This is a genomic window from Pedobacter cryoconitis, from assembly GCF_014200595.1.
Lineage (GTDB): Bacteria > Bacteroidota > Bacteroidia > Sphingobacteriales > Sphingobacteriaceae > Pedobacter > Pedobacter cryoconitis_C.
The window spans coordinates 308,335-323,333 of record NZ_JACHCG010000004.1; the positions used below are offsets into that span (position 1 = coordinate 308,335).

Genomic DNA, 14,999 nt, shown 5'->3' on the forward strand with positions numbered 1-14,999 from the left:
TTAAAATCTTGCAATTATATCCATTGCAGCAGTATACTGATCTTTTTTAACTCCATTATCATAAGGCGTTATCCCATCTTTATAAGCATGTTCATACCTGATTTCAGGACGAATCATAATCAAACTATTAAAGTGGTGTACAAAGCCAATTGTATGATCTGAATATTGAGTAGCATAACCTGTTCTGTTTCCTTGTGGATCACTCAAATAACCATTGCGGACTGAAAGGTAATCTTTGGCAGAAAATTTAATCTGGAAATAATTGACCGCACCAACAGCTTTTGAAGTTCCCGGTATCAGATTTCCTGCACCAACTCCAGTATAAAAATCTTGCGGAGGTCCGTCTATCACCGTACCACCAACCAGCGCATCTTTTTGCCACATGTAATAAACTTCGGTCATCATATGCACAGTTCCATTGAAACGATGTCCCCATGTTGCAACCAACATTTGCAGGTTATCATGGTTATTTTTATACTTTCCTGATCCTAGTGAATTGATCCCTCCAAAAAGAGAGTTATTATTATCAGCAGATACCCAACGTGCCATCAGCAATCCATTTAAACTAGCAGAGTTACTCCATGGAGCCATATCATTACCAGCATGTGCTCCTGCCATTAACTGCCAGTGCGCCCCTAATTTAAACGTAGCTTGTACCCCTGTGAAAGTATAGGGATCGACCGTGAACATCAATGAATGGGAATATAAATAATTATCAGGTGCCCATTGTGCTTCAATATCAGCAGGAGAAATAAAACGACCAATCTTTAAGATCAGCCCATCCGCAACTTTAGGAAAGTAAAGTAATCCGTAAATCTCGGCAGGGTCATAGCCATACTTATTGTTATGTTTCAGCAGCTGATCACTGAAGTAACCTTTACCTGTGGTATACCGGTAATCAGTTCCGAATATATTAGTAAATAAAAATCCGTAATCGAAATGTTTTATCTGTACCGTATTAGGCTGTCTTTCTATTTTGATGATGGCCTGATCCAGTCCAACACCGTTAGGTACGATATCATAAGATTCAGGTGCATTTGAATGTTTCGATGAACTTATATTTCCACCAAAATCTAGCCAGCCATATATTTTGAAACGCCCCTTCAGGCCCAGTAGCTTTTGTAAAGGATAATTTGGTGCTTCAGAATTCACACCAATTAAAGGAGCCCCATCCCACTCCGAACTTGGAAAAGGAGGTGAATCAATAGGTGAAGGCAGTGAACGGGCCACTGTATCTTTTTTTACTTTTAAGGTATCTTGTTGTGCGTATCCATTGAACGCAAGAGCTGTCATCGCGATGATTGCCAGTAGTAGTTTTTTCATTATGAATATGGTGTGTTAATTTTAATATTTACCACCTCTTCCAAGCGAATGCCACAAATAAAGACAAAGCCATAAAACACTAATAAACAATAAATTAACACATAAAACAACTCAATTATATCTTATTAACAATAAAAAAGTCTTCCAAAATGGAAAGGTTGTTTTTCATAATAAACCAGCAAGAAAAACCTGCTTACAAAGAAAAAGGCCTCCGGAAATTCCGAAGGCCTTTTTCTTTGTAAGCTAAAAAAGCATTAAACTTTGATTTCTACTTCAACACCGCTAGGTAATTCAAGTTTCATCAACGCATCAACAGTTTTAGAGTTAGAGCTATAAATATCTAACAAACGTTTGTATGCACATAATTGAAACTGCTCACGTGCTTTTTTGTTCACGTGTGGTGAACGTAAAACAGTGAAGATTTTCTTTTCTGTTGGCAATGGAATTGGTCCACTAACAACTGCACCCGTAGGTTTTACAGTCTTAACGATTTTCTCAGCAGATTTATCTACTAAGTTGTAATCGTAAGATTTTAATTTAATTCTGATTCTTTGGCTCATCTTATTTTTATTTAAAGCCGCCTGTTAGAGCTATTAATAACAGGCAGCTGATTTATTTTTTATTAATCAGCAGATTTGATTCTGCCTTTTGATTTAGCAATTACTTCTTCCATTACGTTTCTTGGAGCTGGTTCGTAGTGATCGAACTCCATAGTAGACGTTGCACGGCCTGAAGTGATTGTACGTAACTGAGTTACATAACCGAACATTTCAGAAAGTGGTACAGTTGCTTTAATTACCTGAGAACCATTACGTGTATCCATACCTAATAATTGACCACGACGACGGTTCATGTCACCGATAACATCACCCATGTTTTCTTCAGGGGTTAAGATTTCGATTTTCATGATTGGCTCCATCAATACCGGGCTACATTTAGGTAATGCTTCACGATATGCCATTTTAGCAGCAAGTTCGAAAGATAAAGCATCTGAATCGACTGCGTGGAATGAACCATCAATTAAACGAACTTTCATATCCGGAAGTGGGTATCCAGCTAAAACTCCGTTAGACATTGAAGCAGCAAATCCTTTCTCAACTGAAGGAATAAATTCACGGGGAATAGAACCACCAGTAATTTCGTTTACAAATTGTAAACCACCTTTTTCAAAGTCAGCATCGATTGGCGAAATAACGATTTGAATGTCCGCGAATTTACCACGACCACCAGATTGTTTTTTATACGTCTCACGGTGTTGAACAGTACCAGTGATTGCTTCTTTGTAAGAAACCTGTGGCGCTCCCTGGTTAACCTCTACTTTAAACTCACGTTTTAAGCGGTCAATCAGGATATCTAAGTGAAGCTCACCCATACCAGAGATAATTGTCTGACCAGAATCCTCATCAGTTTGTACTCTGAACGTAGGATCTTCTTCAGCTAATTTAGAAAGTCCGATACCTAATTTATCAACATCAGCCTGAGTTTTAGGCTCAATAGCTAATCCGATAACCGGCTCAGGGAAGTTCATTGACTCCAGAATGATTGGGTTTTTCTCATCACAAAGTGTATCACCTGTTTTGATATCTTTAAAGCCTACAACCGCAGCAATATCACCAGCTCCAACATTTGGAATAGGGTTTTGCTTGTTTGCATGCATTTGGAAGATACGGGAGATACGCTCTTTGTTCTCAGAACGTGCGTTATATACATATGAACCAGCCTCTAAGTTACCCGAGTAAACACGGATAAAACATAAACGACCTACGAAAGGATCTGTTGCAATTTTAAATGCTAAAGCTGCAAAAGGCTCTGCCTCACTTGGTTTACGTAAAACTTCTTCACCTGTATTTGGATTAGTTCCAACTACACCTTCCTGATCCATTGGTGAAGGCAATAATTCCATCACGTAATCAAGCATGGTCTGAACACCTTTATTTTTGAAAGATGAACCACAAACCATAGGTACAATTTTAGCATCCAATACTGCCTGGCGTAATGCATCTAAAACTTCACGTTCAGTGATAGTTTCAGGAGCTTCGAAGAATTTCTCCATCAAAGTCTCATCATACTCAGCAACAGATTCTAATAATTTTTCTCTCCATTCAGCAACTTCATCCAGCATATCTTCTGGAATTGGCACTTCAGTAAAGGTCATCCCTTTATCATGCTCATTCCAAACGATACCACGGTTATTGATTAAATCAACAACCCCTTTAAAGCCTTCTTCAGCACCGATAGGTAATTGTAAAGGAACTGCATTACTGCCTAACATGCTTTTAACCTGTCCAACAACTTTCAAGAAATCTGCACCATTACGGTCCATCTTGTTTACGAAGCCAATACGGGCAACGTTGTAGTTGTTAGCCAAACGCCAGTTAGTTTCAGATTGAGGCTCAACACCATCAACCGCAGAAAATAAGAATACCAATCCATCCAATACACGAAGTGAACGGTTTACCTCAACGGTAAAATCCACGTGACCCGGTGTATCAATGATGTTAATATGGTAATCTTGTCCTCTATATTTCCAACCAACAGTAGTAGCAGCAGAAGTAATAGTGATACCACGTTCCTGTTCCTGTGCCATCCAGTCCATTGTTGCAGCACCTTCGTGCACTTCACCAATTTTGTGACTAACACCAGCATAATAAAGGATACGCTCTGTAGTAGTGGTTTTACCAGCATCAATGTGCGCAGCAATACCAATGTTTCTTGTGAATTTTAAATCTCTTGACATCTTATGTTTTCAGTAATTAAAAACGGAAATGTGAGAACGCTTTGTTGGCTTCAGCCATTTTATGCGTATCTTCTTTCTTTTTAACAGCAGCACCTTCACCTTTAGCAGCTGAAACGATTTCTCCTGCTAATTTTTCTTTCATGGTTTTTTCACCACGTCTGCGTGCATAAGAAATTAACCATTTCATGCCTAAAGCAATTTTACGGTCCGGACGAACTTCAGTAGGAACCTGGAAGTTAGCACCACCAACACGGCGTGACTTAACCTCTACAGCAGGCATTACATTTGTTAAAGCACGTTTCCATACTTCTAATCCATTTTCACCAGCTTTTTTCTCAGCTAATTCTACTGCATCATAAAAAATAGAGTAAGCGATAGATTTTTTTCCATCGTACATCATATTATTTACAAATCTCGTCACCTGAACATCGTTAAATTTCGGATCAGGAAGGATAATTCTCTTTTTTGGTTTTGACTTTCTCATTTTCTGTTCCTCCTAATTATTTCTTTTTACCTTTTGTTGGTGCGGCAGCTACCTGACCTGGTTTAGGACGTTTAGTACCGTATTTTGAACGACGTTGGTTACGACCAGCAACTCCTGAAGTATCTAATGCTCCACGGATGATGTGATAACGTACACCTGGTAAATCTTTAACACGACCACCACGGATCAATACAATGGAGTGCTCCTGTAAGTTGTGACCTTCTCCAGGAATATAAGCGTTAACTTCTTTTCCATTGGTCAAACGTACACGTGCAACTTTACGCATTGCTGAGTTTGGTTTTTTAGGGGTAGTGGTATATACACGTGTACATACACCTCTTCGCTGTGGACAGCTGTCCAACGCAGGAGACTTACTCTTGAACTCCAGTGCTACTCTACCTTTTCTAACTAATTGTTGAATGGTTGGCATTGTTTTTTGTTTTTTTCTATATTGTTATTAAAAACTTTACCCCTCAATAAGGGACTGCAAAGGTAAGACAATACAATTTATAAATCAAGGGGTTAACTATAATTTAATCCATTTGAAACATAAAAAAACGAAAACACAGACTTACAGGGTATTTACGGGTTACAGAATGTGTAGTTTACCCGCAGGGGAAGGAAAATTTCTTTACAACTCAGGCAAAGCTTTTAATGAAAAGTATCCAGATAAAGTTTCTCTACTTTTTTACGCGCCCACTCTGTCTTCCTCAAAAAGGTCAGACTCGACTTCAAGCTCGGATCATTGTTAAAACAAGCAATTTTTATCATTGCCCCCATTTCCGGCCATCCATAATGCCACACCAGCTGTTTAAGAATAAACTCCAATGTTTTCCCATGTAATGGGTTATTAACCTGTTTCTCTTCTGCCATAAAATTTCTTTCGATGGCCAAAGATAAAAAACTTGTCCCATATACTACCCTCCGCCACTGCAAAATGAGAGGAAAAGCAGTATAAGACAATTCAATCCCCTTCCCTCCCATTTATTCTATATAATTCCTTAGGTTTGTATGAATAGCATAACTATTCCATTAATAAAACAATCATATGAACTTCAACTTAGGTGATTTCGTACGTTTCGTAGACGAAAATATAGAAGGGTACATTACCCGCATCATTGACAAAGACACGATCGGTGTTACAGACTCCAATGATTTCGAAATTCCTGTACAAGCCTCTAAAGTAACTTTGGTACACGGTGAAATTCCAGACGAGAATACTGTTGTGACTAACCGTCAGGCTACCGTTGTTCCAGTTGCAGAATTTATCAAAGAAGGCGTTTACCTGGGCTTGATCACTGATCAGCACAGTACAGCAGTTGCACACTTCAACCTGGTCAACGAAACCTCTTTCCAGTTACTCGCTACTTTAACCACAGAAAAAGGTGGAAATTTCAAAGGTGAATTTGCAGCCGTAATTCCTGCACACAGTACTAAAAAGATCTTTTCTGCCAACCTTGGCGATATCCAGTTATGGCCAAAATTCAATATCGAAGTTTTGTTCTCCACTGGCGCTAACGTTGAACCTCCTGCTCCACTGATCTATCGCGAGAACATCAAAGGAAAAGACCTTTCCGTAGCAAAAGTAGAGATCGCATTACTGAAACAAAAAGGCTGGTTAATCAGACTCGACGAACCAGAACCATTAATTGATGCACAAAAATTAAAAGAAAGCTTTTTTAAAGCACGCTAAAAATAAGGCTTCCAAGCCTTGCTGAGGAACATGAATGAGAGGATTTAAATTTGCACATACTTTAAATACGAGCAGCCGATGGACTTATAACCTGCTGGTCAAATGGGGAGTGCCCGAAGATCTGGCAGCTTTTGTCAATCTTTTTCTGCTGATGTTTGCACTGCTCATTATTGTATATATCTTTCACCATACGGTGAGAAGGATATTGAGGATCATTTTGATCCGTGCCAGCAAACGCTCAAAATTTAAGTTCTTTCATCATCTGCTCAACAACAGGTTCCCCCATTTCCTGGCGCAATGCGCACCCTTGGTCCTGGTTAATGCACTCATTCCGATCCTCTTTCTGGATTTCCCGGACATGATCAAACCCATGAATGCCATTACTGATGTTTACATGGTATTTATTGTGATCTGGATAGCGATGACACTGATCAAAGCCAGTGGTGACGACCTGCGGACGAAATCAACTTTCCGTGAAAAACCCATAGACAGTTATATCCAGGTAGTGCGGATGATCCTTTACCTGATTGGTGCAGTAGTGATTTTCTCTCACCTGACCGGACAATCCCCAATTGCCTTTTTCACTGCAATGGGTGCTATATCAGCTGTGCTGCTATTGATGTTTAAAGACACGATTATGGGTTTTGTAGCCAGCATCCAGGTTACAGCCAACGATACGGTCAGAATTGGCGACTGGATTACCATGACTAAATATGGGGCAGACGGAGATGTGGTTGCGATTAACCTGACGACTGTAAAAGTGCAGAACTTTGATAAAACGATCACTACTATCCCTACCTATTCCCTGATTTCAGATTCTTTTCAGAACTGGCGCGGGATGAGTGAAGCAGGTGGAAGGAGAATCAAAAGGGCGATCCTGATCAAGCAAGCTACCATCAGGTTTATTACCCCTGCTGAAGTTGAAGAATTCAAGAAAATACAATCCCTTACCAGTTATATCGAACACCGCCAAAAAGACATCGATAAAAACAACGAACGTTTAGGGATTGACAAATCTCTTTTAATTAACGGCAGAAATCTGACTAATGCCGGGCTGTACCGGAAATATATTGACAACTACCTGAACAACCACTCGGGAACACATAAAAAGATGACCATGATGGTCAGGCATCTTGCGCCTACACCAAATGGATTGCCTATCGAGCTTTACGCTTTTACCAGCACCACAAAATGGGCTGACTATGAATATATCATGGCCGATATTTTTGATCACCTGATTGCTGCCGCCCGTTACTTCGACCTCCAGATTTATGAAACAGAAGCTTCTGGTGACACAACCAGTATTAGTTTTAATGATCCCCTGACCGTTAGCCGTCCGCCGGCCTCCCGTCAGGGAAATCCTTAGTTTATCAGCTGAATTGCTGTGCCGTAATCGATCTTGCCATTCGGCGTTAAAGGGACCGACTCCACAAATTTCACTTTGACCATACTTGGGTGTACATTTAACTTTTCTTTGAGTATTTGTTTAACCTGTTCAGTGGCTAGTTCTTCGTTTAAATGCAATACCAGGATTGATTTATCCTCAATCCCCATACATACAAAAGTTTCTCCGCCCAATGCATTTTTAAGGATCAGTTCTACTTCATCCAGGTTCATCCGGGTACCAAATAATTTCACAATCCTTTTGATCCTTCCGATAATATAATAATAACCATCTTCATCTTTCCGCCCGACATCGCCCGTTTGCAGGCGTTCAGCTTGTTGAAATGTAATCAGATCTTCCAGTTTTCGGGCATAACCTCCAAAAATGTTAGGACCAAGGTAAATCAGCTCATTGCTATCCGGATCAATCTCGAAACTCCCATTTTTAATAGGTATTCCTATAGAAGTATTTTTAGTAAACAGATCTTCTGGTGGCAGGTAAGCCATTCTTCCCGCAGCTTCAGTCTGGCCATACATGACGAAAAACTGCGTTTGCTGCCTTTTACCATGTTCAGCCAGTACCTGAACCAGGGTGTGGTTCAGAATCCCCCCTGTTTGTGTCATATACCTTAACGAAGGATACTCTTTTTTGAAAAAACCAATCCTGTTCAACATCTCATAAACATAAGGGACACCTCCGATAGAAGTGCACTCATACTTATCAAAATCTGCCCAGAATTCCTTTTGTAAGATATCCCGGTTCGTACAAATCATTTTTCCACCCGCAATACAATTGCTGGTAAAAATGGATAACCCATAGACAAAAATAACCGGCACATTAAGCGGCGTCACATCAGTTGCTTTGATCGGAAGGAATTCCAAAATGGAATAGGCATTTTGTACCAGATTTTCATCTGATAGCTTCACAAACTTTGGAGAACCCGTAGTTCCCGAAGTACTCAATAATAACTTGATTTCCTCATGGACAGGATAATCAGGCTCAGTCAGGTTTTTAAACAGCTGAATTCTGGAAGAAGCTTTATAAGCTTCAAAGCCAGCTATTGCTGCTCTGGAAGGATCATAGATATAATAAGGCTGATAAGCCTCTTCTAATTCCAGTTTAAACTGAATATCCAGTTGCGGGCTTAGCAGGGTAACCGTAAAACGGCTCTGTAAGAAGTTTAAAAACACTTCTACCGAGCCTATCATATTATCAGTATATAAGAAAACCACAGCTTTCCGGTCATCAATTGTGATTGATTGATGAAATTCATTGACCCCATACGACGTATCCGTTAAGGCATCAACATAAACCAGGTTTTTATTGCTTAAAATTAAATCGTAAAGTCTCATGCTGTTTATATCTTAGTCAAAAAGAGCGGTTTAGTCAGATTTCGACCCCGTACTTTTGCAAGCCGGAGATCACATTAGGTATGCTGTTCATTTCCAGCAGATCTTCTGTTTCAATTGCAATAGCATAGCTGGATTCCAGTTCTGCTATCAATATCATATGCGACATGGAATCCCATTCAGGGATACTCTGATAAGCTAAATCAGCTGTGATCTGATCTGAAGGGATTGCTAAGGCAGTAGCAAAAACTTCTTGTAATTTTGGTGACATGTTCATGGTATTTGTTTTTTTTAGTTAGGATGAAGCAAAGCTTCCCATTTCTTAGACTTTTGTTTTCTTCCAGTCACCTCTTCTAAAGATGACAATACAAGCAATGGCCAGTACCAGTTCGGAAGTGAGAATCGCAATAAAGACACCTTTAGTTCCCCAGTCCATACTAATTCCAAGGAACCAGGCCAAAGGAAGCTGAGTGATATAAAACATCAGGACATAAAGCATGGTTAACTGCTTCACATTTCCCGCAGCATTCAATGCTCTGGAAATAACCATTGTATACCCCAGCAAGACATAAGCAATAGACAGGTATTGAATATACATGACCCCATTTTGAAGGATACCCGGCACATGCGTAAAAATGCCAATCACATCCTTCGCAAAAAACAGCCAGAATACAGCAACCAGACTTAAAAAGCACATATTAAACCAACCTGCTCTCCATACGGTCTGTTCTGCACGTTCAGGTTGATTGGCACCCATATTTTGTCCGGTTAAAACACCCGCCGCATTTCCAATACCCCAGGCCGGCATTGTAGCTACTGAAGCTACCCGCTGCGCAATAATATAACCTGCAAAAGCATCGGCTCCGAAATGGGTAATGATTTTAGTCATGATCAGCCAGCTCGAAGAAGGGATCAGGTATTGAAAAGTCCCTGCAAAGCCTAAACGCAAAATGCTTTTTACAATTTCCGGTGCAAAAGCAAGCTGCGCTTTTTTGATTACAATGATAGTTTTCCCTTTAATCAAATACCAAAATTGATAAATAACACCGATCACCCTGGCAATTACGGTAGCAAGCGCAACTCCGGTTAAGCCAAAAGCAGGAATAAAACCCAGGCCAAAAATCAGAACCGGGCAGAGTATAATATTAATCAGATTGGAAACCCATAAATTACGCATCGCCATAGCTGCATCACCTGCACCCCTGAAAATCCCGTTTAACAGCATTCTCAGGATCAGTAAAAAGACACTGCCCAGCATCAGCTGAGTAAAGACATGTCCCTGTACAATCAAAGCATCCGCAGCACCTACTGCGCGTAATACCTGTGTAGAGAAAATACATAATAAAAGTGCAATGGTTCCCCCAATACTCACCCCTACATAAATGGCCTGCATAGCAGCAGAACCGGCACTTTCGAATTTAGCTTCTCCAATACGCCTGGCAATAATAGTGGATGCGGCGATACTCAGGCCCATGGCTACAGAATAAGCGACCGCAGTAATAGACTGCGTGATGCCCACAATCAGAATCGCACCCGCACCAAGCTTGCTGACAAAAAAGATATTAACGAAAACAAAAAGAGACTCCATGGTCAGTTCCAGTACCATTGGTACAGATAACAGTACAATGGCCCGGTTAATACCACCGGTAGTGAATTTCTTCTCTGTGCCTTGTAACGCCTGACGAAGCAAAAGCAGTACTGACCGCGTTTGCAAAATAAGTGTCTTCATTAATTTTCTTTTAATGCTTCGGTTTCAGCAGTTCTGAACAAGGTCAGCGGATTGCTTAACTGTCCGCTTTTAAATGATCTTGCGAAGCCTGTAGTCTCTTTATAACCATTGAACAAGCGCTGACTATTGATATTTAAACGCTTAAAATGTGGCACAAACAGATTATATCTTTCAAATTTTGCATTTAGCTCCGGATGTGCCTCCTGGTAAGTTTGAATCACCTCATAGACACATTTCCAGAATGATTTTTCCGGATAACCGGCCGTAGTGTGGAAGATATCCCCTAAATACCTGAAATATGCTTCAAACACCCCGATCAAAATCACCAGGGGTACATTTTCAGGGTTGGAAGAAAGAATCATATTTTCAGAGAAGTCTTTCGGCAATTTTGCCTGAGCTTCTTCATTGAGCAAGATATCACCCGCAAAATCTTTGAGCACAATACGGACAGGCACATAGTTTTCCATAATCAGTATTACGTTTTCCCCATGCGGGTTTACACAAACGGCATGTTGATAATAGATATGCAGCAACGGTTTCAGGTAAGCATTCAGATAGGTCATTAACCATTCTTCAGCCGTAAGCCTCGATCTTTCAATCAGCTCCTGTACAAAGCTTTTTCCGGCATCATCTATATATAAAAGCGAAGCCATGGTCATTAACTTTTCTCCCGGCTTTAAGAATTTCCCGGGACTTTCTCTCCACAATACGCCCAGGTATTCATTGTATTGAAATGGCGGATCTATAATCCCGGTATAGTTAGGATGTAAGTAACCAATGGTAGCCACTTCGCCTAAAAGCACTAAACCCAGCTCCTGCAAATATGTATCAGTTAATAAGATACTTTTAAGCCATGCCGTTAAACGTGGTGCAATAGCGAGTTGCTTTGGCGGCAAACCTCTTACTGTTCCGGTGTTCAGGATAGAAATAGCCGTCTTTACATAATGTTTATCAGGGTGGCTCAGGTTAAAAAATGTACGGATACTTTGCTGAGGGGAATAAAGGTCATCCCCAAATGCTAAAGGAACTAACAACTGACTGGCAATATCAGCCGCAAATAAGATCAGCAGTTTATTATTCCACTGCCACTCATGTGCTGGCATCAGCAGATAATCTGAAGGTACTAACCCCTTTGCGGATAAATAGTTGTTAAATGTATTGATTTTCTCTTTGCCTAATTCAGCTTCAAAAAACTCTTGCTCATCGATCTCCTCTACCGCTTTAAAGGCAGCACGGCTTCTATGTACCGCAATCCACATCAACCTGATATCCTGGTTTGCTTCCGGTGCATAGTTAAGGTAATCTTCTTGATTAAAATCAAGCCTTCCCTTATTGACAATAATCCAGGGGTGCCCCTCCATCTGATGCTCAATGGTCTGATAATCTGCCTCAGCTAAAGTACCCGCTGCCATCCGTCCTCTGGACTGAATAAAAGCATCTGCGTATAAAGTATGCAGGATTTCTTCTATGTAATGTGCAAGTGTAAAAGAGTTAAGACCAAAGGTCTGCTGTACTTCGGTAAAAAAAGCCGGCACATCTGTTGCTGGTTTTGCCAGCCCATTTACATGCTTCAGGATCGAAGGTTTAAGGATATGCCAGTAATCCAGCAGCCGGGGGTAAGCTGAAAAAGTATAATAGATATTTTCATGATCAGTATTCAGCCTGAAGTGAATCAGTCCGTCCTGCTCTTCACTGATAATTTGTGGAAGCGCAATCTGCTCATGCATCAATTCTGTTAATGTTTTGGCAAAAAGATCCGTATTCACTTTTTCCCATATCGGAAGATGAAGAGGCATTACGCTCTTCAGTAAATTTGTCGTTGTCATTTCTAAGATGTTTTAGGCTTAAGTGCTGGGACCAGTTCGTTTCGAAAATCTTTGGCTGCCGGGAATTTTGCCCAGTACCATTCCCGATAACAGAAATTCAGGTTGGCTTTCTTGTCTGGCAATTCGATTACCTTTTCAATTTTGAACCCAACATGTGCCTTATTCATAATCGAAGCCATAGAATCTACAGAACCCTCTCCAACCATTTTCCCGACCTTTGGTTCTGCAAAAACATAATCCAGTATGGATTGCGTAGATGGAGAAGCAAATTTCAATTTAGGATCAACGGGTGCGATAAACTGGTGTGTACCGTAATCAGTTGGTAAAGCATCATAGTATTTACCTACTAAATCGCGGCAGGCCCAATAAACTTCAAAGTTGAAAGTAGGTACACCATTAGCTTCCCCGATATAGCTGTTCACTACATTTCCAGCCAGTAAAGTGCGGTAAAATGTTTCCAGTTCACGGATTGGCCAGTTCATTTTCCAGATCTTTAATGCATGTTCACGGTGGAACCACTCATGCAGCATTTCCAGATCACGGTCCAGGTCTAAAGGACGGATAGTGATTTCAACATCCTCTTTCGGAAAGTAACGGCTAAAAACAACATCTTTCCCTTTTGGATTGATCAGTTCTTTAGAAAACACCTTTTTATTCAGCGGATTAGGAAATTCTTTATAAACAGCGGGATGTGTTCTGGGCGCACTGGCCTCATCCATATTATTCAGATTGGTCAGCAAATTCCCTTTGATAGTTAATATGGTACTATTCAGCAGATGCGCAACTAAACCTGTGGTATCGGCTTCTTCTTCTGCCCAATAGGCATCATATAACAAGCTGATTAACACCTGCTCATCTGCCAGTCCGCTTCTGCCTAAAGCATTTACAATACCTAACAGATGATTCACCAGCAGGTAATAGCTATGGAAATTAATCAATCTTGGCTCTCCGATAAAAGATCTGCTGTCAATCCCAAAATCAGGAATGACGGTATAAAGTTCTTCTACTTTACCCTGGCGGAAAAAATAGCCCTGATTATCCCTGAAGTGCAATCTGGCCGGGAAAAGCTGAGCGTCAAACTCAACCAGCATATTCTGCTGATGATACTCCCCGCCCAGCCCATATTTATTAAAGACACCGACTAACGGTTTAATGGTAATTTTCAAATACTGCGTAAACCAGGCAATCGCAACTTCCTGAACGGGTTTTCCCTGGCGGCTTGCGGCTTCTGTGATCAAATTCAGCATTCTTGGCGCTTGTCCTAATACACCATCCTGAGTTAAAGAAGCAACCATGCCTACATTCTTTTTCGAAGCTGCTCCGCGGAAAGGATTTTGACGGATACTTGTGCTAAAGCCATCAATCACCTGTCCCTGGTAACTCACCATAATAAATGCAGGGTCTGTCATCAAGTTTATCTCCGGAAAATCTTTCCCAATCCCCTGACCCCAGGCTGTTTTTAATAAAACACTCGCATCATATCCACGGTGTAGCTCATGCGGATAATTGACGCGGAAAGAATTGGTGATTTTAACATGCAAAGAGAATTTATACATCCATTCGCTCTCTTCATTGTACACGGTACGAACCGATGAAGTTGCTGTAAACAAGGGGCCGAATGAACCCAGACGATGTAAAAGTCCTGCCGCCTGCATTTCCTTTACTTCCGACAGTGTTAATAAATATTCAGACTCCCATGGATGTACCGGAACAACTTTCCAGTCTGGGTACTGCGTCAATATATTCTTTAAAGTTTCGTCATCACCGGCCAGCAGGCCATTTCTGAGCTGCACCGTAGTCAGTACCGCTTCAGAACTCTTTTCAATGACATAGTCCGGATGAATCAGGAAGTAACTTAACTGAAACTTTCCACCGGTTTCCGGAGAATACTTAGCCAGCTCTGCTTCCGTAAACCCTTCTCTGCTTTTTGGCAGCGGATGTACGCTGTGCCCCAATATCAAGGACTGTTCTGCCTCAATAAACGACATTTCAGGCTGGTTAGCTTTGCGGTTATTCGACTGGAAATCGAAAAGATAACCCCTTAAATTGTGAATACTATTTTCAAGCCGCCCCAAGGTAATCTCCGGATCGACATCAGGATAGGCATCCTTAGCAAACGCCGCAATCAATTCTACAAACCGCTTCGGATCTATGGCCCGAATTACATCTGTTTGACAATTGCGTTCTACAATCGGATAAAAGAAAGAGTGAACCCCACTCTCAGAAAAATAAGCAAGAGGTACGAAAACTTCTATGCCTATACCTGTAAAATCAAATCTTAGAAATGAGGTGTAACCACTTGATCTCATATAATCGGCCAGCGCCACATCATATTTTGGAATACCTTCATAGCGGCTCCAATTGTCAAACTCCCGGCAGCAGCAATTAATCAGTGATTTAAAATTAACTTGTTCTGCCTGTGTACGCAGCTCAGTTAAGTCGAAAATAGTACTTGTTGTTTTCATGTAGTAGCA

Annotated in this window: 13 protein-coding genes; 2 read left to right on the forward strand and 11 right to left on the reverse strand. The window is 40.8% G+C overall.

The genetic code is table 11. The annotated features are described in order from the left end of the window. The 6 genes from HDE70_RS21170 to HDE70_RS21195 all read right to left on the reverse strand — a co-directional run bounded on the left by HDE70_RS21170 (nt 1) and on the right by HDE70_RS21195 (nt 5,417). Nucleotides 1-1,323 (reverse strand): outer membrane beta-barrel protein, encoded by a 1,323-nt coding sequence (locus HDE70_RS21170; protein ID WP_183891757.1) that lies wholly within the window; start codon nt 1,321-1,323, stop codon nt 1-3. 254 nt (nt 1,324-1,577) lie between these two features. Beyond that, nucleotides 1,578-1,883: a 30S ribosomal protein S10 gene (rpsJ, locus tag HDE70_RS21175; RefSeq protein ID WP_008244591.1), complete on the reverse strand. Its 306-nt coding sequence runs from the start codon at nt 1,881-1,883 to the stop codon at nt 1,578-1,580. A gap of 62 nt (nt 1,884-1,945) precedes the next feature. Further along, on the reverse strand, nt 1,946-4,060 hold the full coding sequence (fusA, locus tag HDE70_RS21180; protein ID WP_183865936.1) for an elongation factor G: 2,115 nt from the start codon (nt 4,058-4,060) through the stop codon (nt 1,946-1,948). Nucleotides 4,061-4,076: 16 nt separating this feature from the next. Next, a complete protein-coding gene (rpsG, locus tag HDE70_RS21185) occupies nt 4,077-4,544 on the reverse strand; it encodes a 30S ribosomal protein S7 (RefSeq protein ID WP_041878496.1) in 468 nt (155 codons plus the stop codon). A gap of 16 nt (nt 4,545-4,560) precedes the next feature. Next, a complete protein-coding gene (rpsL, locus tag HDE70_RS21190; RefSeq protein WP_008244597.1) occupies nt 4,561-4,974 on the reverse strand; it encodes a 30S ribosomal protein S12 in 414 nt (137 codons plus the stop codon). A gap of 221 nt (nt 4,975-5,195) precedes the next feature. Beyond that, nucleotides 5,196-5,417, reverse strand: coding sequence for a VF530 family DNA-binding protein (locus tag HDE70_RS21195; RefSeq protein WP_068403525.1), 222 nt, complete (start codon nt 5,415-5,417; stop codon nt 5,196-5,198). Nucleotides 5,418-5,592: 175 nt separating this feature from the next. Between HDE70_RS21195 and HDE70_RS21200 the strand changes: the two genes are divergently transcribed. Beyond that, nucleotides 5,593-6,237 (forward strand): hypothetical protein, encoded by a 645-nt coding sequence (locus HDE70_RS21200; protein WP_183891758.1) that lies wholly within the window; start codon nt 5,593-5,595, stop codon nt 6,235-6,237. Between the two features lie 34 nt (nt 6,238-6,271). Beyond that, a complete protein-coding gene (locus HDE70_RS21205; RefSeq protein WP_183891759.1) occupies nt 6,272-7,603 on the forward strand; it encodes a mechanosensitive ion channel family protein in 1,332 nt (443 codons plus the stop codon). On the opposite strand, the gene HDE70_RS21210 is transcribed toward HDE70_RS21205, so the two are convergent. From HDE70_RS21210 to HDE70_RS21230, 5 genes are read right to left on the reverse strand one after another with little or no spacing between them, the layout of a single operon-like run. Further along, nucleotides 7,600-8,973: an AMP-binding protein gene (locus HDE70_RS21210; RefSeq protein ID WP_183891760.1), complete on the reverse strand. Its 1,374-nt coding sequence runs from the start codon at nt 8,971-8,973 to the stop codon at nt 7,600-7,602. The two genes, HDE70_RS21205 and HDE70_RS21210, sit on opposite strands and share 4 nt — an antisense overlap. Before the next feature lie 34 nt (nt 8,974-9,007). Further along, a complete protein-coding gene (locus tag HDE70_RS21215; RefSeq protein ID WP_183865940.1) occupies nt 9,008-9,247 on the reverse strand; it encodes an acyl carrier protein in 240 nt (79 codons plus the stop codon). A 45-nt stretch (nt 9,248-9,292) separates the two neighbouring features. Continuing rightward, the gene (locus HDE70_RS21220; RefSeq protein ID WP_183891761.1) at nt 9,293-10,699 is read right to left on the reverse strand and encodes an MATE family efflux transporter; all 1,407 of its coding nucleotides are present in this window, start codon (nt 10,697-10,699) and stop codon (nt 9,293-9,295) included. After that, complete coding sequence (locus HDE70_RS21225; RefSeq protein WP_183891762.1) at nt 10,699-12,525, reverse strand: IucA/IucC family protein; 1,827 nt, start codon at nt 12,523-12,525, stop codon at nt 10,699-10,701. Before HDE70_RS21225 ends, HDE70_RS21220 begins: the two co-directional genes overlap by 1 nt. 2 nt (nt 12,526-12,527) lie before the next feature. Further along, a complete protein-coding gene (locus tag HDE70_RS21230; RefSeq protein ID WP_183891763.1) occupies nt 12,528-14,990 on the reverse strand; it encodes a GNAT family N-acetyltransferase in 2,463 nt (820 codons plus the stop codon). Between the last annotated feature and the right edge of the window lie 9 nt (nt 14,991-14,999).

What these genes read in the sequence shown, in the direction of transcription:
- HDE70_RS21205 (WP_183891759.1), top strand. Translation starts at nt 6,272, where the DNA reads ATGAGAGGATTTAAATTTGCACATACTTTAAATACGAGCAGCCGATGG.
- HDE70_RS21225 (WP_183891762.1), bottom strand. Translation starts at nt 12,525, where the DNA reads ATGACAACGACAAATTTACTGAAGAGCGTAATGCCTCTTCATCTTCCG.
- HDE70_RS21215 (WP_183865940.1), bottom strand. Translation starts at nt 9,247, where the DNA reads ATGAACATGTCACCAAAATTACAAGAAGTTTTTGCTACTGCCTTAGCA.
- HDE70_RS21230 (WP_183891763.1), bottom strand. Translation starts at nt 14,990, where the DNA reads ATGAAAACAACAAGTACTATTTTCGACTTAACTGAGCTGCGTACACAG.
- fusA (WP_183865936.1), bottom strand. Translation starts at nt 4,060, where the DNA reads ATGTCAAGAGATTTAAAATTCACAAGAAACATTGGTATTGCTGCGCAC.
- HDE70_RS21210 (WP_183891760.1), bottom strand. Translation starts at nt 8,973, where the DNA reads ATGAGACTTTACGATTTAATTTTAAGCAATAAAAACCTGGTTTATGTT.
- HDE70_RS21200 (WP_183891758.1), top strand. Translation starts at nt 5,593, where the DNA reads ATGAACTTCAACTTAGGTGATTTCGTACGTTTCGTAGACGAAAATATA.
- rpsG (WP_041878496.1), bottom strand. Translation starts at nt 4,544, where the DNA reads ATGAGAAAGTCAAAACCAAAAAAGAGAATTATCCTTCCTGATCCGAAA.
- HDE70_RS21195 (WP_068403525.1), bottom strand. Translation starts at nt 5,417, where the DNA reads ATGGCAGAAGAGAAACAGGTTAATAACCCATTACATGGGAAAACATTG.
- HDE70_RS21220 (WP_183891761.1), bottom strand. Translation starts at nt 10,699, where the DNA reads ATGAAGACACTTATTTTGCAAACGCGGTCAGTACTGCTTTTGCTTCGT.
- HDE70_RS21170 (WP_183891757.1), bottom strand. Translation starts at nt 1,323, where the DNA reads ATGAAAAAACTACTACTGGCAATCATCGCGATGACAGCTCTTGCGTTC.
- rpsL (WP_008244597.1), bottom strand. Translation starts at nt 4,974, where the DNA reads ATGCCAACCATTCAACAATTAGTTAGAAAAGGTAGAGTAGCACTGGAG.
- rpsJ (WP_008244591.1), bottom strand. Translation starts at nt 1,883, where the DNA reads ATGAGCCAAAGAATCAGAATTAAATTAAAATCTTACGATTACAACTTA.